This is a genomic window from Blautia sp. OM06-15AC, from assembly GCF_003481425.1.
GTDB lineage: Bacteria > Bacillota > Clostridia > Lachnospirales > Lachnospiraceae > Fusicatenibacter > Fusicatenibacter saccharivorans.
Genome location: NZ_QULD01000010.1, coordinates 12,099 through 36,341, shown reverse-complemented (window position 1 = coordinate 36,341; position 24,243 = coordinate 12,099). Strand labels below are relative to the sequence as shown.

Annotated in this window: 32 protein-coding genes and 1 pseudogene; 31 read left to right on the top strand and 2 right to left on the bottom strand. The window is 53.6% G+C overall.

The window, feature by feature from the left end; translation table 11 throughout:
• Positions 1-7: 7 nt before the first annotated feature.
• From DXB83_RS12660 to DXB83_RS12630, 7 genes are all read left to right on the top strand, one after another.
• Entirely contained in the window at positions 8-1,057 is a 1,050-nt protein-coding gene (locus DXB83_RS12660) for a hypothetical protein (RefSeq protein ID WP_118697716.1), read from the top strand.
• Between the two features lie 91 nt (positions 1,058-1,148).
• Complete coding sequence (locus DXB83_RS12655) at positions 1,149-1,619, top strand: PcfB family protein (protein WP_012741698.1); 471 nt, start codon at positions 1,149-1,151, stop codon at positions 1,617-1,619.
• On the top strand, positions 1,616-3,439 hold the full coding sequence (locus DXB83_RS12650; protein WP_118697715.1) for a VirD4-like conjugal transfer protein, CD1115 family: 1,824 nt from the start codon (positions 1,616-1,618) through the stop codon (positions 3,437-3,439). The genes DXB83_RS12655 and DXB83_RS12650 overlap by 4 nt, the downstream gene beginning before the upstream one ends.
• A gap of 89 nt (positions 3,440-3,528) precedes the next feature.
• A complete protein-coding gene (locus tag DXB83_RS12645; RefSeq protein WP_118697714.1) occupies positions 3,529-3,687 on the top strand; it encodes a Maff2 family mobile element protein in 159 nt (52 codons plus the stop codon).
• Between the two features lie 135 nt (positions 3,688-3,822).
• Positions 3,823-4,047 (top strand): helix-turn-helix domain-containing protein, encoded by a 225-nt coding sequence (locus DXB83_RS12640; RefSeq protein ID WP_015536482.1) that lies wholly within the window; start codon positions 3,823-3,825, stop codon positions 4,045-4,047.
• Positions 4,048-4,065: 18 nt separating this feature from the next.
• On the top strand, positions 4,066-4,485 hold the full coding sequence (locus DXB83_RS12635) for a nuclear transport factor 2 family protein (RefSeq protein WP_024738125.1): 420 nt from the start codon (positions 4,066-4,068) through the stop codon (positions 4,483-4,485).
• A 35-nt stretch (positions 4,486-4,520) separates the two neighbouring features.
• The gene (locus tag DXB83_RS12630) at positions 4,521-5,285 is read left to right on the top strand and encodes an MBL fold metallo-hydrolase (RefSeq protein WP_024738126.1); all 765 of its coding nucleotides are present in this window, start codon (positions 4,521-4,523) and stop codon (positions 5,283-5,285) included.
• Between the two features lie 43 nt (positions 5,286-5,328).
• On the opposite strand, the gene DXB83_RS12625 is transcribed toward DXB83_RS12630, so the two are convergent.
• Positions 5,329-6,150 carry a helix-turn-helix domain-containing protein gene (locus DXB83_RS12625; RefSeq protein WP_024738127.1) on the bottom strand — a complete coding sequence of 274 codons (822 nt, stop codon included), beginning with the start codon at positions 6,148-6,150 and terminating at the stop codon, positions 5,329-5,331.
• Between the two features lie 248 nt (positions 6,151-6,398).
• Between DXB83_RS12625 and DXB83_RS16360 the strand changes: the two genes are divergently transcribed.
• The 5 genes from DXB83_RS16360 to DXB83_RS12600 all read left to right on the top strand — a co-directional run bounded on the left by DXB83_RS16360 (position 6,399) and on the right by DXB83_RS12600 (position 8,396).
• Entirely contained in the window at positions 6,399-6,590 is a 192-nt protein-coding gene (locus tag DXB83_RS16360) for a hypothetical protein (protein ID WP_133302160.1), read from the top strand.
• Between the two features lie 92 nt (positions 6,591-6,682).
• Entirely contained in the window at positions 6,683-6,868 is a 186-nt protein-coding gene (locus tag DXB83_RS12615) for a hypothetical protein (protein ID WP_024738128.1), read from the top strand.
• Positions 6,869-7,210: a hypothetical protein gene (locus DXB83_RS12610; RefSeq protein ID WP_024738129.1), complete on the top strand. Its 342-nt coding sequence runs from the start codon at positions 6,869-6,871 to the stop codon at positions 7,208-7,210.
• Positions 7,203-7,502: a DUF3847 domain-containing protein gene (locus DXB83_RS12605; protein ID WP_024738130.1), complete on the top strand. Its 300-nt coding sequence runs from the start codon at positions 7,203-7,205 to the stop codon at positions 7,500-7,502. The genes DXB83_RS12610 and DXB83_RS12605 overlap by 8 nt, the downstream gene beginning before the upstream one ends.
• Before the next feature lie 291 nt (positions 7,503-7,793).
• Positions 7,794-8,396 (top strand): Type 1 glutamine amidotransferase-like domain-containing protein, encoded by a 603-nt coding sequence (locus tag DXB83_RS12600; RefSeq protein ID WP_024738131.1) that lies wholly within the window; start codon positions 7,794-7,796, stop codon positions 8,394-8,396.
• A gap of 1 nt (position 8,397) precedes the next feature.
• Here DXB83_RS12600 and DXB83_RS16525 read toward each other — a convergent pair whose 3' ends face one another.
• Positions 8,398-8,607, bottom strand: a complete 210-nt coding sequence (locus DXB83_RS16525) for a hypothetical protein (RefSeq protein WP_117570423.1) — start codon at positions 8,605-8,607, stop codon at positions 8,398-8,400.
• On the opposite strand from DXB83_RS16525, the gene mobQ reads away from it, so the two are divergent.
• From mobQ to DXB83_RS12490, 19 genes and pseudogenes are all read left to right on the top strand, one after another.
• Positions 8,590-10,179 carry a MobQ family relaxase gene (gene mobQ / locus DXB83_RS12590; RefSeq protein ID WP_024738132.1) on the top strand — a complete coding sequence of 530 codons (1,590 nt, stop codon included), beginning with the start codon at positions 8,590-8,592 and terminating at the stop codon, positions 10,177-10,179. The genes DXB83_RS16525 and mobQ overlap by 18 nt on opposite strands.
• 63 nt (positions 10,180-10,242) lie before the next feature.
• Complete coding sequence (locus tag DXB83_RS12585) at positions 10,243-10,884, top strand: CHC2 zinc finger domain-containing protein (protein WP_024738133.1); 642 nt, start codon at positions 10,243-10,245, stop codon at positions 10,882-10,884.
• A gap of 13 nt (positions 10,885-10,897) precedes the next feature.
• Positions 10,898-12,190, top strand: coding sequence for a virulence-associated E family protein (locus tag DXB83_RS12580; protein ID WP_117570422.1), 1,293 nt, complete (start codon positions 10,898-10,900; stop codon positions 12,188-12,190).
• A gap of 241 nt (positions 12,191-12,431) precedes the next feature.
• On the top strand, positions 12,432-12,629 hold the full coding sequence (locus tag DXB83_RS12570) for a hypothetical protein (protein ID WP_024738134.1): 198 nt from the start codon (positions 12,432-12,434) through the stop codon (positions 12,627-12,629).
• A 6-nt stretch (positions 12,630-12,635) separates the two neighbouring features.
• Entirely contained in the window at positions 12,636-14,300 is a 1,665-nt protein-coding gene (locus tag DXB83_RS12565; RefSeq protein WP_024738135.1) for a recombinase family protein, read from the top strand.
• A gap of 89 nt (positions 14,301-14,389) precedes the next feature.
• A pseudogene (locus DXB83_RS12560) lies at positions 14,390-14,473 on the top strand (Maff2 family mobile element protein); the annotation flags it as partial.
• 41 nt (positions 14,474-14,514) lie between these two features.
• A complete protein-coding gene (locus DXB83_RS12555; protein ID WP_005927637.1) occupies positions 14,515-15,381 on the top strand; it encodes a VirB6/TrbL-like conjugal transfer protein, CD1112 family in 867 nt (288 codons plus the stop codon).
• Positions 15,382-15,423: 42 nt separating this feature from the next.
• Positions 15,424-16,065, top strand: a complete 642-nt coding sequence (locus tag DXB83_RS12550; RefSeq protein ID WP_015567066.1) for a septation protein SpoVG family protein — start codon at positions 15,424-15,426, stop codon at positions 16,063-16,065.
• A 9-nt stretch (positions 16,066-16,074) separates the two neighbouring features.
• A complete protein-coding gene (locus DXB83_RS12545) occupies positions 16,075-16,728 on the top strand; it encodes a DUF7007 domain-containing protein (protein ID WP_015567065.1) in 654 nt (217 codons plus the stop codon).
• Positions 16,729-16,772: 44 nt separating this feature from the next.
• The gene (locus DXB83_RS12540; RefSeq protein ID WP_003500106.1) at positions 16,773-17,159 is read left to right on the top strand and encodes a PrgI family protein; all 387 of its coding nucleotides are present in this window, start codon (positions 16,773-16,775) and stop codon (positions 17,157-17,159) included.
• Positions 17,077-19,506 carry a VirB4-like conjugal transfer ATPase, CD1110 family gene (locus tag DXB83_RS12535; protein WP_442857934.1) on the top strand — a complete coding sequence of 810 codons (2,430 nt, stop codon included), beginning with the start codon at positions 17,077-17,079 and terminating at the stop codon, positions 19,504-19,506. The genes DXB83_RS12540 and DXB83_RS12535 overlap by 83 nt, the downstream gene beginning before the upstream one ends.
• 279 nt (positions 19,507-19,785) lie before the next feature.
• On the top strand, positions 19,786-21,453 hold the full coding sequence (locus DXB83_RS12525; RefSeq protein ID WP_118697713.1) for a C40 family peptidase: 1,668 nt from the start codon (positions 19,786-19,788) through the stop codon (positions 21,451-21,453).
• 22 nt (positions 21,454-21,475) lie between these two features.
• The gene (locus DXB83_RS12520) at positions 21,476-21,742 is read left to right on the top strand and encodes a DUF4315 family protein (RefSeq protein WP_005927622.1); all 267 of its coding nucleotides are present in this window, start codon (positions 21,476-21,478) and stop codon (positions 21,740-21,742) included.
• On the top strand, positions 21,729-22,376 hold the full coding sequence (locus tag DXB83_RS12515; protein ID WP_118697712.1) for a DUF4366 domain-containing protein: 648 nt from the start codon (positions 21,729-21,731) through the stop codon (positions 22,374-22,376). The genes DXB83_RS12520 and DXB83_RS12515 overlap by 14 nt, the downstream gene beginning before the upstream one ends.
• Before the next feature lie 2 nt (positions 22,377-22,378).
• Positions 22,379-22,570: a hypothetical protein gene (locus DXB83_RS12510; protein ID WP_003500082.1), complete on the top strand. Its 192-nt coding sequence runs from the start codon at positions 22,379-22,381 to the stop codon at positions 22,568-22,570.
• Entirely contained in the window at positions 22,571-22,972 is a 402-nt protein-coding gene (locus DXB83_RS12505) for a cysteine-rich VLP protein (protein ID WP_055650129.1), read from the top strand.
• 99 nt (positions 22,973-23,071) lie between these two features.
• Positions 23,072-23,695, top strand: a complete 624-nt coding sequence (locus tag DXB83_RS12500) for a hypothetical protein (RefSeq protein WP_118697711.1) — start codon at positions 23,072-23,074, stop codon at positions 23,693-23,695.
• Positions 23,696-23,707: 12 nt separating this feature from the next.
• Positions 23,708-23,890 (top strand): DUF4316 domain-containing protein, encoded by a 183-nt coding sequence (locus tag DXB83_RS12495; RefSeq protein ID WP_003500078.1) that lies wholly within the window; start codon positions 23,708-23,710, stop codon positions 23,888-23,890.
• Positions 23,890-24,231 (top strand): plasmid mobilization protein, encoded by a 342-nt coding sequence (locus DXB83_RS12490; RefSeq protein WP_005927607.1) that lies wholly within the window; start codon positions 23,890-23,892, stop codon positions 24,229-24,231. Before DXB83_RS12495 ends, DXB83_RS12490 begins: the two co-directional genes overlap by 1 nt.
• Positions 24,232-24,243 lie beyond the last annotated feature (12 nt).

Here is a 24,243-nt window from a genome sequence, read left to right as displayed (position 1 = left end):
GGCCAGCATGGCCCGAAGCATAAAGGAGGTGCATACCATCAACTATTACCCTATCAATGAAGGAGCCGCCCGCCGGGCAAAAGAAATGAACAGCTTTTCCGACTACAAGGAAGGGAGCGCAACGGCGGAATACCGGGCAATGGTGGACAAGGCCGCCGCCATAGCGGGAAAGCAGAAATCCCGGGTGGACCCCATGTACCATGAGAAGATCGACCATCTGTTAGACACCTACGCCCGCAAGCTGGCCGAAAACATGAACCAAGGCTTTGCCATTGACGCGAGGGTTCCCTCTGTGCTGATCGCCGGGCCTTCCAATTTCCCGGTGGGAAAGAAGGAAAAACAGAACCGGGCGCGGGACAGCAACATGGAGGAATGGCGGCATATTCAAGGGCTGCTGGATAAGATACGCAGCACCGGCATGGGCGGGATCAGCGCCGATGACCCGGCAGCGATTGAAAAGCTCCAGAAGAAGCTGGACGGGCTGGAACGCTCCCAGCTCATTATGAAGGAGGTCAACGCCTATTACCGCAAGCATGGCAAGCTGGACGGCTGTGCGCTGCTGTCGCCGGACCAGATTGAAAAGCTGAAAGCAAGCATGGCGTCAAGTTGGCGAAGCGACCCGAGGCCCTTTGAAAGTTACCAGCTAACCAACAACAATGCGGAGATCCGCCGGGTAAAGGCCCGTATCGAACAGCTTTCCAAACAGGCACAGCAGGAATTTTCCGGCTGGGAGTTCGATGGGGGTCGTGTGGAAATGAACCGGGAGGACAACCGCTTGCAGGTGTTCTTTGACGGAAAGCCTGACGCGGACACCCGGGCCGAGCTGAAAAGCAGCGGCTTTCGTTGGGCTCCCAGCGTGGGCGCATGGCAGAGGCAGCTCACGGACAACGCCATTCGGGCGGCTGACCGTCTGGAATGTATCAAGCCGCTGTCCGGCGAAAAGCCCTCCCAACTTCAAAAGAAGCCCTCTATCTTGCAGACCATGCGGGAACAGGACGAAAAAGTCCAGACGGAGCCGGAAAAGAAAGCTCCGTCCGGCAGAGATGCCGAGCGGTAAGCCTCGGGCCACATTGGCCCGAGGTTTTCTGTTCCCCGAGATTGTACGGGGGCCTCCCGGATAGCGGGAACCCCGACGGAAAGGAGGTTTTATGCAGGAAGAAGTAAACCAAAAAACGGTTGCCCTTTCGATCAGGACAACGAAGCTCACAGGAAAAGTGCTGGCTGCCGCTCTTGGCAAGGTGGTTCGGGCGCTGCAAAAGCACCACCGGAAGGCGCTGACCCCGCAGGGACGCCAGAGCGTGAAAAAGCTGATGAACCACTATGGCGGCAAAAGTGCCATGCCCTATGTGGGAGCTCCAAAGGATTTTGACCGGATCGCGAAGGAGTTCCATGTGGACTACGCTTTCCATAAAGTGAGCCCCGGTCATTACCTGCTGTTTTTCAAAGCCAATCAGGCGGACGCTATCACGGCGGCCTTCCAGAAGTACAGCGCAAAGGTGCTGAACAAAGAGCAGGACAAGGCTTCCATCCTCGGTCAGCTTCGGAAATTCACGGAGCAAATCAGGACGCAGGCAAAGGAAAAGCAGCGGACCAGAGAGGCGGTGAAGGACGGACGTTGAGTGACAAGATCAGAAAATATGTGCTCCCACACCTGCCGTACCTCTTTGTGTTCTGGTTTTTCTCCAAAATCGGGACGGCCTACCGGATCGCCCCCGGCACAGACTTCGGGACAAAGCTCATGGGGATGCTTGATACCTTCCCCAAAGCCTTTGAAACCTACTGGCCGGGGCTGGGCGGTATTGACCTGCTGGTGGGCCTTGCCGGTGCGGCTGGGGTGTATCTGCTGATACAGTCAAAGATCAGGCAGGCGAAAAAATTCCGGCGGGATGCGGAATACGGCACCGCCCGCTTTGGAACAAAGGAGGATATAAAGCCGTTTGTAGACCCTAAATTTCAGAACAATGTCATTCTGACCGGGACGGAGTTCCTTACCATGAACACCCGTCCGAAGATACCTGCCAATGCCCGGAACCTAAACGCCTGTGTCATCGGCTCGTCCGGCTCGGGAAAGACAAGGTTCTGGTTGACCCCGCAGCTCCTTCAAGCCCATTCCTCGTATGTGGTGGTAGACCCGAAGGGCGGCACCCTCGACCAGTGCGGGCGGTTTCTGCAACGGGAGAAATACAGGGTGCGGGTGTTCAACAGTATCGACTTTTCAAAATCCATGCACTACAATCCGCTGGCCTATATCAAGACAGAAAGCGATGTTTTGAAATTTGTTACCGCCCTGATTGCCAACACCAAAGGCGACGGCAAGGAGGGCGACGAGTTCTGGACAAAAGCAGAAACCCTCTTGTACTGCGCCCTTGTGTCCTACATCGTCTTTGAGGGGCCGGAGGAAGAACGCAACATGAATACGCTGGTGGAAATGATAAACAGCATGGAAGTCCGGGAGGATGACGAAACCTTCAAAAATGCGGTGGACTATATGTTTGACGGGCTGGAACGCCGCAGCCCCCAGCACTTCGCCGTGAGGCAGTATAAGAAATACAAGCTCGCCAGCGGCAAGACAGCCAAAAGCATCTTGATTTCCTGCGGTGCAAGGCTGGCTCCCTTTGATATTCCCCAACTTCGGGAGATCATGTCTTATGACGAGCTGGAGCTGGATAAGCTGGGGGATGAAAAATCGGCGCTGTTCTTTCTTATCAGCGACACGGACACCACCTACAATTTTTTGGTTGCCCTCGCTTTTTCGCAGATGTTCAACCTTCTGTGTGAACGGGCTGACAACACCTATGGCGGGCGTCTGCCCTACCATGTGCGGGTGCTGTGGGACGAGGCAGCCAATACCGGACAGGTGCCGGGGCTGGAAAAGATCGTGGCCGTCATCCGCTCCCGTGAGATCAGCCTGACGCTTTTTTATCAGGCAATGAGCCAGTGCAAGGCATTGTACAAAGACCATTCCGAAACCATCATGGGCAACATGGACAGTATCGTATTCCTCGGAGGCCGGGAGGCTTCCACCCTAAAGGATATTTCGGAAAACTGGCTGGGCAAGGCCACCATCTCTATGCAGACCGAGGGCCGAAGCCGTGGACAGTCTGAAAGTTACAGCCAGAATATGCAGCGGCTTGGCCGGGAGCTGATGACCACCAGCGAGATCACCACCATGCCCGGGGATAAATGTATCTTGCAGCTTCGGGGGCTCCCGCCCTTCCTGTCCCCGAAGTATGACTTGAAAAAGCACCCGAATTACAAGTACACAACCGAATTTGATAAAAAGAAAAACGCCTTCCGCTTGGAAAGCCTGTTCCGCCACCGGCCATTGAGACTAAAGCCGGAGGACGAATACACGGTGTACGAAGTGGACGGCTCCGACACGGACGAAGAAGCTGACCTGTTGAATTTCGATGATCTGGACAGCGACGAGTTTGTGTAACTTCGGGCCATGATGACCCGAAGCGCCGCCGATGTGGGCGGCTTTTTTTGTACCCAAAACCATCAAACAAACAAAATGGAGGAACGTATATGGAATTTTTCAATCAGGCAATCGACATTCTTAAAATTCTGGTCATGGCTCTTGGCGCTGGTCTGGCGGTATGGGGCGTCATCAACCTTCTGGAAGGTTACGGGTCGGACAACCCTGCGGCAAAAAGCCAGGGCATTAAGCAGCTTATGGCTAATTAAATGTAATAAAAGTGAAGAAAGGAAAAGCACAATCCAGACGGAACCGGCGGTGCGGTCAAGAAATATTGTGGAAACGCAAGATTTCTGCTATAATGGGTACAGAACATTTGACGATGGAAAGAGAGGCGGGAGCCTATGCACATCAGCTATCAACCGCTATGGGACACTTTGAAAGAACGTGGCATGAGGAAAGAGGACTTGCGGCTGTCCGCCGGTCTGACCACCAATATGATTGCCAACATGGGCAAGGGAAAGCATATCAGTATGGAAACACTACTGCGTATCTGCAAAGCATTGAACTGTGGAATTTTGAATGTGATTGAATTAGAGCATGACGAAGAAGCTGAAATATCAAATTAACAAGGAAGGTTCTGCGAAATGGACAATAGAGAAAGAATTATCAGACTTTGGTTTGATATGTGGCTTACAAAGAAAGATTTAGGTATATCCGATATTTTTTCAAATAATGCCATCTATATTGAAAGCTGGGGGCCGGAATATCACGAAATAAAGAAGATAATACTTTGGTTTGAGGAATGGAATACCCGGGGAACCGTCTTACAATGGGACATCAAACAGTTTTTCCATAAAGACAATCAGACTATCGTTGAATGGTATTTTAAGAATAAAATGGACGACGGTAATGTAGAAGCGTTTGATGGAATATCACTGATTGAATGGACACCAGATGACAAGATTGCCCTCTTAAAAGAATTTGGTTGCAATGAAAATCGATATGACCCTTATAAAGATGGCACTATACCACATTTCAGAGATGAAAACGCAAAGTGGTTTTAGCCGGGAAATTTAGTTGTTGGAGGTAATTATGCAGAATGGATAATTGGTTTACCATTGAGCAAATAGACCGTGATACATTCTCTATTAGCGAATACAAACACTGGGAAGAAACACATTGCTATCTATTATGTGGAGAAAAATGCGCTATTCTCATTGATACAGGCTTAGGCGTTTCCAACATCAGAAAAATTGTGGACAGTCTAACAGAGCTGCCTGTTATGGCAGTTACTACTCATGTTCATTGGGATCACATTGGCGGGCATAAGTATTTTGATAATATCGCCGTACATGAAGAGGAAAAGGACTGGTTATCAGTCAGGTTTCCGATACCGTTGCAAGTTGTGAAGAATAATTTGACAAGGCTTCCTTGTGATTTCCCAAAAGATTTTGATATTAACGCTTATCAGATTTTTCAAGGTATGCCACAAAGAATCTTACATGATGGCGATTTTTTAAATTTAGGCGAGCGAGAAATTCAGGTTATTCACACGCCGGGACATTCTCCGGGACATTGTTGTTTTTACGAACCAAAACGAAACTATTTGTATTCCGGGGATTTGATATACAAGGGAAGCCTTGATGCATTTTACCCAACTACCGACCCGCAGTTATTCTATCAATCCATAAGGCGGATACAGAAATACAAAATAAAAAAAGTTCTGCCCGGACACCACCAGTTGGATATTCCTGTTTCTTTGATAGCTGACATTGAAGCCGGATTTGCAAAATTATCGAGAGCTGGAAAACTCAAACAGGGAAATGGATTGTTTGAGTTTCGGGATTTCCAAATTCATGTATGATTCAAAGCTGCCGTTGCAGGAGCCGATCCCGCAACGGCTGTTTTCATTTCCACGGTCTGCGCCGGAAGTTGATTCCGGAATTTTTAATCAGCGGCGATCTTTTGAACAGCTTTTTCAGGGTTGTTCTTTCTTCGTCTGTGAGCCGCTTGTATTTTAGCTGGAACGCCTTGCAGAAGATTTCCAGAAATTCCTGCACCCTGTCGCCGGTGGATTGCATGGCCTTTCGGACTTCCTTTATCAGTTCATCGGCGGGCGTGGTATCCGGCGCACTCTCCATGTCGTTCTCATGGGCTTTGCGTATATCGTGAAGGATAGCGTCCCATGTTTTGTGTGTCACATGGCAGAAAAAATCTTCTTCCTCTATCTGACCGGCTTCCAGAATTTTCAGGGAACGGTCTGCGGCAGCTTCGGGATGTTCTTCCAGTATCATTGCCCGGACAGCGGCCAGCGCACTGTTGATGTCATGGAACCGCATGGTGGCCATTCCGTCCACATAGATTTCTGCGTCAGCCATCAGCTCTGTAAATTTTTCGTGGGACATCATCTCGCACAACAGCCGGGTATTGATCCGTCCGCTTTTCAGAAGCGCCACGGCTTCATCGGTCAAATGCAGTTCGGACAGCGGGGTGTTGATCTGCTCCCGGTTTTCCGTCCGGCAGAACAGATAGTCGATGGACACCTCATAAAAGTCTGCCAGTGTGATAAGGTTGCCGTGGTTGATTTCCTTATTTCGGTTTTCTTCATTTTCATAGCTGGCTAAAGCAGATTTTGAAATGCCGGTCTTTTCCGCCAGTTCTTCCAGTTTCAAACCCTTTTCCACCCGTAAATCTTTCAAGCGTTCCTGTAAGGAAACATGGTCTTTCATCGGTTTGCCACTCCCTTCCCATGTGGTTTTCGAGCATATATAGTCATTATACCATACCGTTCCGAAATCGTGGAAATTTTCGATTTTGGGGCGGTATTCCTACTTTCTGGACATACGGGAAAGGGTTCAAAAATGAGCTATGATTAAGTCAGTTCATCGATGGATTATTCCAATCGAATGACCGGCCTGATGGGATATGCTCCCTGGCGATGTAGTGCAACGACCTGCGGCAAGGAGTTGGAGGAACCTTGACCGCAGCGAGCGTACCAACGGGAACGAAACGCTGCTGTGAGATTCAGGGGCAGGAACGACATCAGGGAAACCCGGCAGAACTGACACCAAAACGCTACCCAAACACGACAAATCGGCAGGGCGTAGTCTGCCCTGTCCGTGATACTATGGGGCTTTTCCAAGCGGCTCTATGGCCGTATTTTTCTTGAAAATCGCCCCGAAACATGACACCAAAAACCGCTATCCGCCCATCTCCACCGTTACGGCTGAAATGGGCGGATTTTCTATGATAGGAGGCACCATGCCGAGAATGAGCAAAAAACGGAAGTTGGAGCTGTCCTTCTTCCTCAATGACCGGGGGCGTGTGGCCTACAACGACCTGTGCCGGAAGTGTCAGCATGAGTGCAAACAGAGCTTCCGGGCTGTTGTGATCGACTGCCCCCATTACCTGTCCAAACGAGCCAAGCGAAAGGAGAAAATCACTTAAATGGATTTTGAATTTATGACCGCAGACACCGTTCTGCCGCCCTGTATGCCACTTCCCCCCGCCATGTTGCGGCTGCCGGTCAGCAGCACCGCAAAGGTCATGTATGCCCGCCTGCTGGACGCCACCCTTACGGTGGGTACGGAGGATACCAACGGGATACTGTTTGTCCGTTTCCCCATTGTGGAGCTGGCGGCGGCCTTGTCCCGAAGCTCCGTAACCGTCAAGCGTTCCTTGAAAGAATTGGAGGACGCCGGACTGATCCTGCGGGTGCGCCGGGGTGTGGGAGAACCGAACCGCATTTACACGCTGCTCCCCAAGAAGGAGGGCTGCCGTGATGAATGAAAAGCTGGAAAAGCTCAACTGGGAGCTTGCCAAAGGCGAAGCCAGACTGCGACGGGCGCAGCACGAAGAAAAGATACTGGAACACCAAATGAAGCAGCTTACCCGGAAGGAACGGACGCACCGGCTCTGCACCAGAGGGGCTATGCTGGAAAGTTTTCTGATAAGGCCGGAAGTGCTGACGGACGATGATGTGATGGACATTCTGAAACAGGCATTTTCCCAAACTGGCATGAAGGAAACTGTTGCGGAAAGCGTGAAACGGAGGGTAGCCGGGGAACCCCTTACGGAGTAAGGGCGCAACTATACACCGGTCAAGCCGGTGCGTTGCGCCCTGCCGGGGGCTTCCTGCGGAAAGCGGATGATTGCCAGCACACTTGCGGCTGCTTCCAATCATCACAGGGGACGCTACGCTTCCCCTGCGCTGGCTGCCGCCAGCTACCCCTTTGTGGACTTGCCGCCCGGGAACACCTTGCGGGGTAGGCTGTTCCCGTCCGACAAGTTTACAAAATCATCCTATACTTACCCGGCTTGATGAAGTATAATGAAAGCAATGACAAATCAGAATTTATAAAGGAGATTACAAATGAAATTATTTTTATGTTCACACTTTTCAAGTGTAGGAAATCTGATAAAAGAAGAAGTTGAAAATAAGAAGGTCGTATTTGTTCCGACAGCTTCAATTCACGAAGGTTATACGGGTTATGTGAATTCTGCCAGGAAATTATTCAAGAAATTAGGAGCAATCTTAACAGAAATGGATATTTCAAAGGAGGAGTATTTGACGATAAAATCTGCTTTTGAAGAAGCGGATGTTATTTATTTTACTGGTGGTAATTCATTTTTTCTGATTGACCAATTACGAAAAACGGGTATTGATGAGTTGCTGAAGAAAGAAATTATGAATGGAAAACTGATGATTGGTGAGTCGGCTGGGGCAATTATATGTTCTCCTACAATTACATATATTGAACAAATGGATAAGAAACCAGAAGATTATTCACAAGAAGATGATAAGGGACTCAGTTTTGTTGATTATTATATCCTCCCACATTATCTTACCGCACCATTTAAGAAAGTTACTGAAAAGATATTAGCTGAGTTTTCAGATTTGAACATTTGCCCAATTAGCAATCATCAGGCAATTATTGTGAATGATGAATCTTCAAAGGTGATTTGTACTAATTAGTTTACAAATTCCAGTTTGCCAATCTCTCCATCATCGGGCCAACCTGACCCGAACTTTCAAAACTGAATACCAGCCGCCCACCGGCGGCACCACCGAGCAGGAAATCAGAAACGGTTTCCTGCTTTTCTTTTGCCCAAAATGAGGTGGCAAACCACCACCCCATCCAATCAGCCACAGGAAGGAGGAAGCCGTTATGCCCTGTCCCCACCATGATATAAAGATCGTCCAGCGCAGCAACCGCCAGTCAGCCGTAGCCGCCGCAGCTTACCAGAGCGGCGAACGGCTGTTTTCCGAGTACGACCAGAAGCAGAAATACTATGCCGAGAAACGAGGGATCGTCCATACAGAAATCATGCTGCCGCCCCATGCCCCGCCGGAGTACGCAGACCGCAATACCTTGTGGAACGCCGCCGAAGCGATTGAGAAACAATGGAACTCCCAGCTTGCCCGGAGAATCGTGCTTGCCATACCGAGGGAAATTCCCCCGGAGCAGCACGCCGACCTGCTCCGGGACTATTGCCGGGAGTTTTTCGTTTCCAAAGGCATGATTGCCGATTTTGCCATTCACGATAAGGAGGATGGGAATCCCCACGCCCACATCCTGCTGACCATGCGGGCAATGGACGAAACCGGGAAATGGCTTTCCAAGAGCCGGAAGGTTTATGACCTTGACGAGAACGGCGAGCGTATCCGGCTCCCGTCCGGGAACTGGAAAAGCCACAAGGAGGACACTGTAGACTGGAACGACCAGAAGTACGGCGAGATGTGGCGGCAGGGCTGGGCGGCTGCCGCCAACCGCTATCTGGAAGCCAATGACCGCCCAGAACGCCTCGACCTTCGTTCCTATGAGCGGCAGGGGCTTGATAAAATCCCCACCGTCCACATGGGGCCAGCGGTCAGCCAGATGGAAAAACGAGGGATACAGACCAACATCGGCAACCTGAACCGGGACATTACCGCTGCCAACCGGCTCATGCAGTCAATCCGCCAGATGGTGCGCCACCTGAAAGGCTGGATTGCAGACCTGAAGGAGAAAAAGGCCGCCCTGCTGGAAGCCTTGCAGGAAGCGAAGGAACCCACCCTACCGGAGCTGCTGGGCAAATATCTGGATTTGCGCCGGGAGGAGCGCACCGGCTGGACGAGCAAAGGCCAGCTCAAAGGCACTGTGAACGACTTCAACAAGGTTATGGACGCCATCCGCTATCTGCGGGAAAAGGAGCTGTCCACCGTGGAGAGCCTTGACACCTATCTGGATACCGTCAGTGAGCAGGCCGTTTCCATCCGGGCAGAGATGAAGCCGAAGGAAAAGCGTATGAAGGAGATTGACACCATGCTTTCCCATATCGCTAACTTTGAAGCTCACAAGCCGGTTCATGCGGAATATGCCGCTATCCGGTTTAAGAAACCAAAGGAACAGTTTGCCGCCGCCCATCGGGACGAGCTGGACGCCTACAATGCCGCTGTCCGCTATTTCAAGGTGCATTTGGAGGGAACCAAGTACAGCACCAAAAAGCTGAACGAAGAACGGACGCAGCTTGCCGGAGAGGTGGCCGAGTACAGGGAACGCCTGTCAGCGGTGCAGGAGGATGTGAAGATTCTCCGGGATGTGCGCCACTGGCTTAATCAGGTGCTTCCGTCCGAGCAGTACCGCCAGACTGCCGAGCCGGGCAAGAAACCATCCATCCAGCAGGCAGTCAAAGGCCGGGCACAGCGTATCCGGGAGGAACAGGCCGAGAAACGCCAGCAGCCCCACACAGAGAAAAAACAGGATATGGAACTCTAACAGGCGCTTGCCATTTTCTTTTCGAGAATGACAGGCGCTTTTCTTATTTTCAGGAGGATTTAGTTGAATGTATTTGAAGCTGTCAAGCAGTCTGTTACCACCCGGCAGGCTGCTGAGCATTTCGGAATCCGGGTGGGACGGAACGGGATGTGCGTCTGTCCCTTTCATGCCGACAAAAACCCAAGTATGAAGGTTGACCGGCGCTTTCACTGTTTCGGCTGTCAGGCAGACGGGGATGTGATCGACTTTGTTTCCCGTCTGGAAGCTGTCAGCCCAAAGGAAGCCGCCCTCATGCTGGCACAGGCGTTTTCCGTCCCCTATGAGGACAAGGAGCTATCCCACAGAAGCCAGAGGAAGCCCCGGCAGGAAACCCCGGAACAGCGGTTCCGCCGTATGGAGCGTTACTGCTTCCGGGTGCTGTGTGATTACCGAAACCTGCTGTGCCGCTGGAAACGGGACTATGCCCCCAAGACGCCAGACGAGGATTTCCACCCTTTATTTGTGGAAGCCCTGCAAAAGCAGGACTATGTGGACTATCTGCTGGATGTGCTGCTCTCCCCGGACATGGAGGAACGGGCAGCCCTTATCATCGACTGTGGAAAGGAAGTGAGCAATCTTGAAAGACGAATGGCAGAGCTTGCCGCCGAAGATACGGCAGGCCGCAGAACAGACCATACAAGAAGCACCGCCGCCCCGGAGCGTTGAGGAAGTTAAGGCCATGCTGGAAAGCACCGAGAAAGGCGGCATCCGTAACAGTATCCGCAACTGCCTGACCGTCTTTCAGAATGACCCACTGCTTTCCGGAGCAATCGCCAAAAATCTGCTGACCGAGCGTACCGACATCATTAAGCCCATCGGCTACCACCGTACCGGCACCGCCATCACGGACACGGATATGAATTATCTGCTCCTGTATCTGGAAGAAACCTATGGGCTGACCAGCGAAAAGAAGATTGCAGCCGCCATCGGGATCGCTGCCAATGAAAACGGCTATCACCCCATCCGGGACTACCTGAACGGCCTTTCATGGGACGGAACCGAGCGTATCCGTACCTGTCTGCACCACTTTTTAGGAGCCGACAGCGACCAGTACACCTATGAAGCCCTGCGGCTGTTCCTACTGGGAGCCATCCACCGGGCGTTTCATCCCGGCTGCAAATTTGAGGTCATGCTCTGTCTGGTGGGCGGTCAGGGAGCCGGGAAATCCACCTTTTTCCGGCTGCTGGCCGTGAAAGACGAGTGGTTTTCCGATGACCTTCGCAAGCTGGACGATGACAATGTGTACCGCAAACTGCAAGGCCACTGGATTATTGAGATGTCGGAGATGATTGCCACCGCAAACGCCAAGAGCATTGAGGAAATCAAGTCTTTTTTGAGCCGACAGAAGGAGGTCTATAAAATCCCATACGAAACCCACCCGGAGGACAGGCTGCGGCAATGCGTGTTCGGCGGCACTTCCAATGCCCTTGACTTCCTGCCCCTTGACCGATCCGGCAACCGGCGCTTTCTGCCGGTCATGGTGTACCCGGAACAGGCGGAAGTTCACATTTTGGATGATGAAGCCGCTTCCAGAGCCTACATTGAGCAGCTATGGGCGGAAGCCATGACCATTTACCGCAGCGGGGATTTTAAGCTGTCTTTCAGCCCCGAAATGGTACGCTATCTCAAAGAACACCAGCGGGATTTTATGCCGGAGGATACCAAGGCCGGGATGATCCAAGCCTACCTTGACCGCTATACCGGCAGCATGGTGTGTTCCAAGCAGCTTTTCCGGGAAGCCCTGAACCACCCTTTTGACGAGCCGAAGCAATGGGAAATCCGGGAGGTCAACGACATTATGAACCACTGTGTCACAGGCTGGCACTACTTTTCCAATCCCCGGATGTTCCCGGAATACGGCAGGCAAAAGGGCTGGGAGCGTGAAGCCCCGGCAACGAATACCGAGGGCGGAGCCGAAAAAATCCCGGAGGGATTTGTGGAGGTCACAGAGCAGATGGAGCTTCCTTTCTGAAAATCCAACCCCGTTGCCGACTTTGTTGCACTCCCGTTGCCGGGCTGGTTGCCGGGGAAAGCCCCGTAACTGCGGGCTTTTTCCCCTATCAGCAACCAAAGCAACAGAAAAATAAAAGAAAATATAAATTGTAACCAAACCGCCAGACAGAGATGGTTTTGAGGTTTTTTGAAGCCCGTTGCCGGACTTCGTTGCCGACCTTCTCCTTGTCTGGCTATTCTATTATGGAGGATAACTGCCTATGGCAAAAACGAAAACAGAGATTCATGTTACCACAGTTTTTGACGGCGAGCTGGACGCAGCGGATGTCTTTGTAAGCCTGATTGCCCAAAAATATGGGCAGAATACCGGCAAGGAAAATCTTGCGAAAACACAAGATTTGCGATATAATAAAGACGAGGTTCAGAAGAACCGTGTTCCGTCTGGATTGTGCGGGTAAACGGTTATGATGAACGGATACGAATATACAGGCATGGACGCAATTCTGGCGGGCAGCTTCCGGGCGGCCATCTATTGCAGGCTTTCCAAAGACGATGACCTTGACGGGGAGAGCGCCAGTATTGCCAACCAGCGGGATATGCTGGAAAGCTACTGCGAAAAGCAGGGATGGGAGGTTGTGGCAGTCTATCAGGACGATGGCTACACGGGGCTGAACATGGAGCGCCCCGACCTGAAACGAATGTTAAAGGCCATCGAGCGCAGGCAGATAAATCTTGTGATAACGAAAGATTTATCGAGGTTGGGTCGAAATTACTTGCAGACCGGCACACTGATCGAGGACTTCTTCCCCCGCCACAACGTCCGCTATATCGCCATGAATGACGGTATTGACACCATGCGGGACAGCAACGACATTGCGCCGTTCAAGAACATCCTGAACGAGATGTACAGCAAGGACATTTCCAAGAAGGTACATTCCTCGTATCTTCTGAAAGCCCAGCAAGGCCAGTTTACCGGCTGTGTGGCTCCCTTTGGGTATCGGAAAGACCCGGAGGACAAAAACCACCTGTTGGTGGACGAGGAAACCGCCCCCATTGTCCGGCAAATCTTCCTTTGGGCGTTGGAAGGACACGGCCCCAACTTCATCCGGCGCAGGCTGGAGGAACAGAAGGTGCCTTGCCCTACATGGTGGAACCGGGAACGGGGCTTCCGCAATGTCCGCACCAAATGGGAAAAGAAAGACCCGGAAAACGGGCGGTATATGTGGGATTTCTCCGTGATAAAGGACATCCTGATGAATCCCGTTTATACCGGGGCGATAGCTTCCCAAAAGAAGGACTACCGCTTCAAAATCGGCACCATTGGCGAGAAGAAGCCGCAGGACTGGATTGTGGTGGAGGAACGGCACGAACCGTTGATTGACAGCAAAAGTTTTGCCATCGTACAAGACAAGCTGAAATCCCGCCAGTGCCCTCGGCAGAATGGGGAAACCAGCCTGTTTGCCGGGCTTATCAAGTGCGGCGAGTGCGGCAAGTCGCTGACCATCCGCACCACCCACGCCAAGCACCCGCAGCAGATTTACGCCTGTAAGACCTATGGGGCGTTCGGCAAGAACCATTGCACCCAGCACCGGGTGGAGTACGACACCCTTTACCACCTTGTTCTGAACAAAATCCGGGAGTGCGCCAAGGCTGCCCTGACCGATGGGGAAGCCATTGCCGGGAAGCTGACCAACACCTGTGAAGCCGAGCAGAAAGGCCAGCGGGAAGCGTTGGAGCGTTCCCTGACAAAAGACGAGGAACGGATTGAGGTTCTGGAAAAGATGGTGCTGCGGCTCTATGAGGACATGGTTGCCGGACGGATCAGCGAAGCCAACTTCAATCTCATGCTGGACAAGACGCAGAAAGAACAGGCCGAGTTGAAAGAACGGGTTGCACAGGGGCGCAAGAAGCTGGCTGATGAAATGCGGCTGGCGATGGACGCCAAACAATGGGTGGACGCCATTCAGGAATATGCCGACATCACGGAGCTGGACGCAGCCACCTTAAACCGCCTGATTAAAGAAATCGTTGTCCATGAACACATCGACAGCGATAAGACACGACACATTTCTATCGAAATTCACTTCAATCTCAAACCCATCCCGGAGGTGGAACAGGTCAAGGGCTGACCTGTTCCCGCTGGGGCGGTTCTAAAACAATTCCATATATTTTTTGACACGCCGCCGCCCGCCATCGAGCAAGGTTTTACTCCTAATTAGGGATAAAACAGCTCATGGCGGGCGGCGGTGTCGTTCTGATCGGCCTTCAGCTTATCCCTCTGCTGTCCGGCCTGTTCAGCTAAATGTCACCCGTTGTCCCTTTTTCCAGAAAAGGAGCTGATATATGGACTTTATCATCGACGCAATCGTTGAATGGCTGAAAGGTCTGCTCGTCGATGGTATCATGGGGAATCTGGACGGCCTTTTCGATAACGTCAATCAGAGCGTTGGCGAAATCGCCACACAGGTAGGCACGACCCCGGCGGACTGGAACGCCGGGGTCTTTTCCATGATACGACAGATCTCCGAAACTGCCATTCTGCCAATCGCCGGGGTCATCCTCACTTTTGTAATGACTTATGAGCTGATACAGATGCTCATAGAACGCAACAACCTCCATGAAGTTGACACATGGATGTTTTTTAAGTGGGTGTTCAAAACCTTTGTGGCTGTGATGATCCTGACGAACACCTTCAATATCGTGCTGGCGGTCTTTGATGTGAGCCAGCATGTGATACAGCAGTCAGCGGGCATTATCCAGAACGGGACAGAGATCACGCCGGATGTGCTGGACAGTTTGCGGACAGAGCTTGAGGCGATGGAGTTAGGTCCTCTGTTCGGACTCTGGCTACAATCCTTCCTAATCCAGCTTACCATGATTGCCTTAAACATCGTGATCTTCGTCATCGTATATGGCCGTATGATTGAAATTTATTTACTCACAAGTTTAGCTCCTATCCCGTTTGCCACAGTCCCCAACAGGGAAACCGGACACATGGGGCAGAACTATTTCCGCTCCCTCTTTGCGGTGGGCTTTCAAGGTCTATTGATCTTAGTCTGTGTCGCCATTTATGCGGTGCTGATCCAGAGTATCGCCACCGACGGCGACCCCATCGGGGCGATCTGGGGCTGTGTGGGATATACGGTGCTGCTGTGTTTTACCTTATTCAAAACAGGCAGTCTTGCAAAATCCATCTTCGGCTGCCATTAAGAGACTTCGGGCCATGCTGACCCGAAGCGGAAAGGAGGCGGTATGCCTCGGCGTTACAAACAGGGTGCGGACGGACAGCCGCACCCGGCTTTCTACGGAAAGCTCCCCGAAGAATTTTCTAAAGCAGACACCATGCGCTTTATGGTGGAAACCGATCTGAAACTGTCCGGGTGCGTATCGGCGGACACGCTGGCGGCACTCCGGGCGGAAGGCTATGACTACAAGGACGGGAACCTTGTTCCCGCCGGAAAGGAGGAAACCATGCAGGAAAAGGTTGCAAACACCACCCCGGCCGCACCGTTGAAGCTGGATGTAAGCGTGCGGGTCATCGAACCTGTGAAAAATCTCATGGGCTTTGCCAGCGTGAAATTCAATGACTGCTTTGTAGTGGAAAATCTGAAAATCGTACAGGGCAGCAAGGGCCTCTTTCTTGGGATGCCCAGCCAGCCGGACGGCAAAGGCGGCTATCGGGATATGGCCTACCCTGTCACAAAGGAGTTCCGGGAACAGCTCAATACCGCTGTTCTGCAAGCCTATGAGGCAAAGCTGGAACAGATGGCGGAGCGCGGCTCTGTGGGGCGTGCGTCCATCAGCGACCAGCTCAAAGCCGGAAAAGCGGCTGCCGAACAGGCAAAGGCAGAACGGCCTCCGAAGGAAAAGCCCAGCCGCAGCGCAGAGCGTTGACCTCGGGCCATGCTGGCCCGAAGCAGAAAGGAGGCGGGAACCATGCCACGCAAACGGACGGGCTATGACGCGGCCTGCTATTACGACGGAAAACTGCTGGGGCGCTGTACCAAAGCGGACAGCGACGCCTATACCCTGTTGATGAACGCCTGCGGCGGGGAGGCTGCCCGCGTTCTTCGGGAATATGCCTATTTTTCCCCAGAACTGAAAGCCATCTTGGAAAAGGCGGCGCTCATGCAGGCGGACCGGAGCCGGACGGGCGGAATGTTCCATGCGCCGAAAAGCTCCCCGTGGGGCGAGGTGCAGAATTGTGAAACCCTCTGTCCGGGGGTGTTTCTGGTATCTACCGCCAGCCACGGCGGAACGATGGTGGCAAACGAGGTAGCCGCCGTTCTCTCCCCAGCGGCCAAAAAATGCGGCTTCAAGGACAAGGGCTATATCTGCTATGAGGAGGACGCACAGGAAAGCGTAGTGCTCCGGGAGCTGCTGGACAAAAAGCTGTGGAAAATCCCTGACCGCATTAAGGACAAAGGACAGTTTGAAGAAAAACTCAATCAGTCCATCCGGCAGTATCACCCCGAATACTGGCGGGCAAGGCAGAGCGGACGAGAGGCCGCCGAAGCTGCCCGCAGCACAGCCCCGGCCAAAGAGGCCGCAAGATAACCTCGGGTCATGCTGGCCCGAAGCAATAAAGGAGGTGTACCAAAATGGCCTATGTACCAGTACCAAAAGACCTTTCCAAAATCAAGACAAAGCTGGCCTTCAATCTGACGAAGCGCCAGCTTGTTTGTTTTTCCAGCGCGGCGGCGGTGGGCCTCCCGGCCTACCTGTTTTCCCGTGGCAGTATCGGGAACAGCGCCGCCATGTTCCTGATGATCGGCCTCATGCTCCCGTTCTTCTTTCTGGCTATGTATGAACGGGATGGCCTTCCGCTGGAAAAAGTGCTGAAAAACATCATCCGCACCCGGTTCCTCTATCCCCGGGTGCGGCCTTACAAAACCGAAAACTTCTATGCGCTGCTTAGCGCCAGAAAGGAGGCGCAGCCGATTGCGAAACAGCAGAAGGGCCGGAAAGCCCGCAGGCAGAAAGCCTGAAAAGCAGGGCCTTACCGGCCTGTTCACAAAAGGAAAGAACATTCCCACCACCGCCCAGCAGACCCTCCCTTACCGGGAAATGTACCGGGACGGGGTGTGCCGGGTAGCGGACCGCTATTACACCAAAACCATTGAATATGAGGACATCAACTACCAGCTCGCACAGTCCGAAGATCAGGCAGCCATCTTTGATGGGTGGAGCGCCTGCCTCAACTACTTTGACAGCAGCCTTCCGTTCCAGCTTTCCTTCCTCAACCACCGAAGCCGCCCGGGCAGCCGGTACAGCGTGAACATCCCCATGCAGGATGACGATTACAACAGCGTCCGGTGTGAGTATGTGGAAATGCTGGAAAACCAGATCGCCAAAAGCAACAACGGCATTGTCCGCACAAAGCTCCTGACCTTCGGCGTGAACGTGGACGACCTTCCCACCGCCAGGGCAAGGCTGGAACGTGTAGAGGCGGACATTTGCGGGAACTTCAAAAAGCTGGGCGTCAAGTGCCGCTCCCTTTCGGGGCTGGAACGGCTGGAGCTTCTTCACGGGCAGCTCCACCCCGGCAGCGGCTCCCCCTTCCGGTTTTCATGGGATATGATCCCCAAAACCGGGCTTTCCACCAAAGACTTTATCGCCCCGGACAGTTTCGATTTTCGTTTCAGCCGTCTGTTCCGGGTGGGGACGACTTGGGGCGCTGCCTCCTACTTGCAGATTTTGGCCTCGGAGCTCTCGGACAAGCTGCTGGCAGAGCTTTTGGAAATGGATGCGGAAATGACCATCACTCTCCATATCCAAACCGTCGATCAGGCCGCCGCCGTAAAATCTATCAAGGCCAAAGTCTCCGACATTGACAAGATGAAGGTGGAGGAACAAAAGAAGGCAGCCCGGTCAGGGTACGACATGGACATACTTCCACCCGATCTTGTAACGTACAGCAACGACGCAAAGACCCTTCTGGAAGATTTACAGAGCCGGAATGAAAGAATGTTCCTGCTGACCTTCCTTGTGGTAAACATGGCCCCGACCCGCCGGGAGCTGGACAATGACCTGTTCACGGTGTCCGGTATCGTCCAGAAATACAACTGCACCTTGAAGCGGCTGGACTTCCAGCAGGAGGACGGTTTTCTTTCCAGCCTTCCGCTGGGCCATAACGGCATTGAGATCAAGCGCGGCATGACGACCAGCTCCACGGCCATTTTCGTTCCCTTTATGACGCAGGAGCTCCGCATGGATGGCGAAGCCGTCTATTACGGGCTCAACGCACTTTCCCATAACGTCATCATGGCAAACCGGAAAAAGCTCAAAAACCCCAACGGCCTGTTCCTCGGCGTGCCGGGCTCCGGCAAATCCTTTGCCGCAAAGCGAGAGCTTGTGAACGTGTTCCTTGCCACCCGTGACCGGATCATTGTGGTTGACCCGATGGGCGAATATTCGTCCCTTATCAAGCGGCTGGGCGGTCAGGTCATCGAGATCGCCCCGGACAGCCCCCACCACATCAATCCGATGGACATTGATTTGAGCTTCGACGAGGAAAATCCGATGGCGCTGAAAGCCGACTTTATCCTGTCGCTGATGGAGCTGATCGTCGGCGGCAAGGACGGCTTGCAGCCGGTGGAGCGTACCGTCATTGACCGCTGTGTGCGCCAGATGTACCGGGAACACTTGCAGGACCCAGAAACAAGCAAAATGCCGACCCTCCAAACCCTGTATGACCTGCTCTGTTGCCAGCCGGAGGGCGAGGCGGTACGGCTGGCAACTGCCCTTGAAATCTATGTGTCGGGTTCCCTTAACGTGTTCAACCATGAAACCAATGTGGACCTGAACCGCCGTCTGGTATGCCTTGACTTGAAAAAGCTGGGGGCCGGGCTTCGGACGATTGCCATGCTCATTATGCAGGACTTGGTAAACTCGCAGGTGTCTATGAATTTCCTGCGTGGTATCGCTACATGGTGCTACTTCGACGAGTTCCATGTGCTGCTCCGTGACCGGCTGACGGCAAGCTACTGTGTGGCGATCTGGAAAATGCTGCGAAAAAAAGGGTGCGTTCCCAGTGCTTTAACGCAGAACGTGAAGGATTTTCTGGCAAGCCCGGAGATCGAGAACATCTTTGAAAACTCGGACTTCCTTGTGCTTCTCTCGCAGGCACAGGGCGACCGGCAGATTTTAGCCAAACAGCTTGGGATCAGCCCCCATCAGCTTTCCTATGTGACCCATACCAATTCCGGCGAAGGGCTGCTGTTCTTCGGGAACACCACCATCCCGTTTGTTGACCGCTTCCCGCAGAACACAGAGCTGTACGCCATTATGACCACCCGCCCGGAGGACAAAAAACAGGAAATGAACCGGGCATAACACACTTCGGGCCATGATGGCCCGAGGTTTGGAAAGGAGGGATACATCATCGGAAAGAAACCGGACAAACAGAATTTTCAAAGGCCGGGGCCGACGGAGGATACCGGGAGCAATCGCCCCGGACCGGCTGAACGGGAAGGGCCTTCCCCCGCACCATCCCGACGCCTGCGGTTTGAGGACGAGGATACCGGGCAGGACAGTCCTTCGGGCCACGATGGCCCGAAGTCCAAAAGCGGCAAGTTTCAAGAGGACAGCCGGAAAAGCCGTCCCTCTGACCGCATGAGGCAGGAAGATGAAGCGGGCGGGCCGCAGGATACCGGCAAGGCACAGGAGCCGGAGGGCTCCGCCGAGAAGGCCGGGAGCAAAAAGGACAAGTACCAGAAAGCACAGGCAAAAGCGGAACACGCCGGGGGAAAGCTGGGAAAGGCCCGGGAGAAACTGGACAAGACCGAGGCAAAACGGGCAGCGAAGAAGCCGCCGGGGCTTGCAAAAAAGGCAGTCCGGGGAGCCCGTACAGAAGCATGGTTCTATGTCCACAACAAGATACACGAGGTCGAGCATGAAAATGTGGGTGTGGAAGGAACCCATAAATCCGAGCTGGCCGCAGAGGCCGGAACCCGGAAACTGACCCGCTATGCCAAACGCCGCTGGCAGGAACACCCGGCCCGGAAGGTGGCAAAGTGGGAACGGAAGGACATAAAAGCCCGGGCCAATGTGGATTTTCAGAAGATGGCCTCCGAGCACCCGGAACTTGCCAGCAATCCGCTTTCCCGTGTGCAGCAGAAATGGAAACTGAAACGCCGGTATTCCAAAGAAGCAAAGGCGGCTGCAAAACAGGGCGCAAAGGCCGCAAAGAAAACCGCTGCCGCTTCGGGAACTGCGACCCGTCGGGCGGCGCAGTTTGTGACCCGTCATCCCGTGGCGGTGCTGGTCCTGCTCCTGCTGTTGCTGCTCTGTTTTCTTGTGTCGGCGGTAAGTTCCATCTTCCCCACGCTTGGCAGCGGCCTCGCCAATGCGTTATCCGGCACCTCCTACGCCTCGGAGGATACGGACCTGCTGGGGGTGGACGAGGACTACACAGCGCTGGAAAACGAGCTGGCGCAGACGGTAGCGAACATCGAAAGCACCCATCCCGGCTATGACGAGTACCGCTATTCCGTGGACGAGATCGGCCATAACCCCTATGAGTTAGCGTCCTATCTCTCGGCAAAGTACCATGTGTATTTCCGTGAACAGGTGCAGGACGAGCTGCGGGAGATTTTCGAGGCACAGTATGAACTGACCTTGACGGAGGAAGTCGAGATACGCTACCGCACCGAAACCAGCACCGACCCGGAGACCGGGGAAACCACCACCGAGGAAGTTCCCTATGAGTATTACATTCTCAATGTGACCCTCACAAACAAGACGCTGCCTGCCGTGATCCTGCCGAGGCTTAACGAACAGCAGCGGGAAATCTACACCGTTATGCAGCAGCTCAAAGGCAACAAACCCTATCTGTGGGAAGGGATTTACAACGGTGGCGAAGATACCGGCCCCAGCTATGAGATACCCGGCGAGGCGCTGGATGACCCGGCTTTTGCGGCGCTCATGGAAGAAGCCACAAAGTACATCGGCTGGCCCTATGTGTGGGGCGGCTCCAGCCCGTCCACCTCCTTTGACTGTTCGGGCTTTGTCTGCTGGGTGTACACGGCCAGCGGCGTCCACAACCTGCCCCGTACCACGGCGCAGGGCATTTACAACCAGTGTGCTATCATTTCTCCCTCCGAGGCAAAGCCCGGCGACATTATCTTTTTCACGGGAACCTATGACAGCCCCGGCCCTGTATCCCATGTGGGGATTTATGTGGGCGACGGGATGATGCTCCATTGTGGTTCGCCCATCCAATACGCAAACATCAATTCAAGCTACTGGCAGACACATTTCTATGCCTTCGGGCGTTTGTGAGCCAAAGGAAAGGAGTCCTTGCATGAACAAAATCGACAAGCTCGATAAGGAACTGGAAAAAGCCCGGGAGAAGGCCGCCGAATGGCAGGCCAAAATCCGGGAGCTGGAAAAGCAGAAACAGGAGGAAGAAAACAGCCAGATCGTGCAGGCGGTGCGCTCCCTCAAACTGACGCCCGCCCAGCTTATGGCTTTTCTGAATGACCCCAAAAACAGCCTTACCGCTTCGGGCCATACTGACCCGAAGCCGGAGGCACCCGAAAAGGAGGACACGGCCCATGAAGAAAACTAAATTTCGCAGGCTGGCGGCGATGGCTGCCAGCCTTTTGTGTTGCCTGATCTTTACAGTCCCGGCTTATGCACAGAGCAGCGAGCCGCAGCCGGAGACAGCTCCCTCCCCGGCAGAAACCGAAGCAGAGCCGGAAACCCAGAACCCCTTTACCCCGGACGGGACGGGAACCGTGGTGGACAACGCCACCGACGAGGATGGAAAGGAGTTCTACACCATCACCACAGCAGACGAGAGCGTGTTTTATCTGGTGATCGACAAACAGAAAACCAGCGAGAACGTCTATTTCCTCAATACCGTTACCACAGACGACCTTCTGCCTCTTGCTGAACAGGGTAAGGAACCGCCCAAAGAAGTGACCCCTGAGCCAGAGCCAAAGCCCACCGAACCGGTGGAGGAAGTACCGGAACCCAAGCCGGAGAAAAAGGACAGCCCCCTTCTCTCTCTGCTCCTGATCGGTGCGGTGGTGCTGGCCGGCGGTGGAATTGGTTACTATTTCAAGATTTACAAGCCGAAGCATGAAGCCCCGGATTTGGAAGATGATTACTGCGAATATGAGGACGGGGAGCTGGAGGAGATCGCAGAGGAACCCGAGGACGAAGATACCCCGCTATGGGAGGAAGATACGGAGGAATGAGAATGAATTTTACAAGCAGCCCTTTTGAACGAATGATGAAGGAAGTACCGCACCCCGGCTGGGACAATGACGACCCTTGTAAGGGATGCCGTTATTACAAGGAGTGCAAAGGAAAGAAAAAACAGTGCCGGAAGAAGTTCCGGGCGCTGATCGTGGAGCCCCGCCCTTCGGGCCATCGTGGCCCGAAGTCATAAATGGACGCCCGGGAGCTGACCCGTGACGAGAAGAAGAAAATCCGCACTCTGGTCACGGGGATGTGCGCCAACTATGACCGGGAAAGCGGCCTGTGCCTTCCTCTTGACTGTGCCTGCTATATGCTGCACAAGTGCTGGACAGGGGCGTACTGCCGTTACTTCCGTGAGGCTGTCCTGCCCCTTAACCCGGAGCTTCAAGCGGCGCTGACAACGGAAGGCATCTCCCCGGAGTTGCGGGCCTGTGCGGTCTGCGGAAAGGCATTTTTGCCCGAGGGGCGTCAAGCCTACTGCTCCGACGCCTGCAAGGCCGAAGGGAACCGACGGAAAAGCCGGGAACGCATGAGGAAAATGCGGGAGAAAAGGCCGGGCGGCTGTTACGATTTGCCGCCTCCAAAGGCTTGACATTCCGGGCTTTTTTGAGGGTGTTTCCGGGGTGGGAATATCTTATTACATTCCTCCCCGGTCTGCCCTCTTATTTCGTAACATCCAGCACTTCGGGTCATGTTGGCCCGAGGCACAGAAAGGAGGAATCTCTTGGAGACAGTACAAGGATATGTGATTTTGAAAGCTGCCACCTTTGAAACCGGACACGGCTTTGCGCTGGGGCATAATCCGGGAGCGCCGAGCCCCTTTGTGACCTGGCAGTTTACCGAGGGGGAAAACGGCCATCGGGATTACTACTGGGGCCGCTATGGAACCAGTCAGGCGTGGGCGCAGAGGGACTTTGACCGCCGGGTGGACGACTATCAGCAGTTTTACCATGCGGCGGTCAAGCATACCGAGCTGGGACCGGAGGGCGTTTACCGCTATTATTCCACCCAGCGGCCCGTGGACATAGGAACTTACCCGAAGCCGCCGGATAACCAGCCTCTTTCCATCGTCAACTACGATGATGACAGGCGGCGTCCTGTGGCAGACGGCAGGCTGATGGCATGGGGCGAACTGACCTACGCAAAGCCGCTGACCGAAAAGCAGATGGAGGATTATGAGCTGAAACCAGCACCGGGCAATCCTGACCGGGTGCGCCCATCCATTACTGCCCGGCTCAAAGATGAAACCAGAGGGCAGGAACCCCCGAATGAACCCGGCCAGAAGCGAAACCATAAAAACCATGAGGAACGATAAAGGAGGATCGCCATGCACGAAAAAGACAACTATCTGAAAACCGCCGAGCTCTCCACAGAGCAGAACTGCAACATGATCGACGGCGTACCCAACAACACGCCCATCCCGCCCACGCCCCCGGAGTTGGACGCAAAACCGCTGGATAAGGTAAAGGAGCCCAAAGAACGCCGGAAAGGCCGGGAGCTGGAACGCTGATGGAGAACCGCAAGCGGAATGTCCATCTGCACGTCATGGTAACACCGGACGAGCTGGCGGCCATCCATGAGCGGATGGCCGAGGCGGGCATTTCCAACGCCGGGGCTTATGTACGGAAAATGGCTCTGAACGGGTATATCCTGCACATCGACCTTACGCCCGTAAAAGAGCTGATCTCTCTGCAACGGCGCTGTTCCAACAATCTCAATCAGGTCGCCGTACACGCACACACCTATGGCGTGTACCCGGAGGAAATCGACGGATTGAAGCGGGACTATGAAAAGCTGTGGGGCGAGGTGTCAAAGGTGCTGCGGGAGCTTTCCGAGCTGGTGGCAAAGTAAGACGAGGGCGGC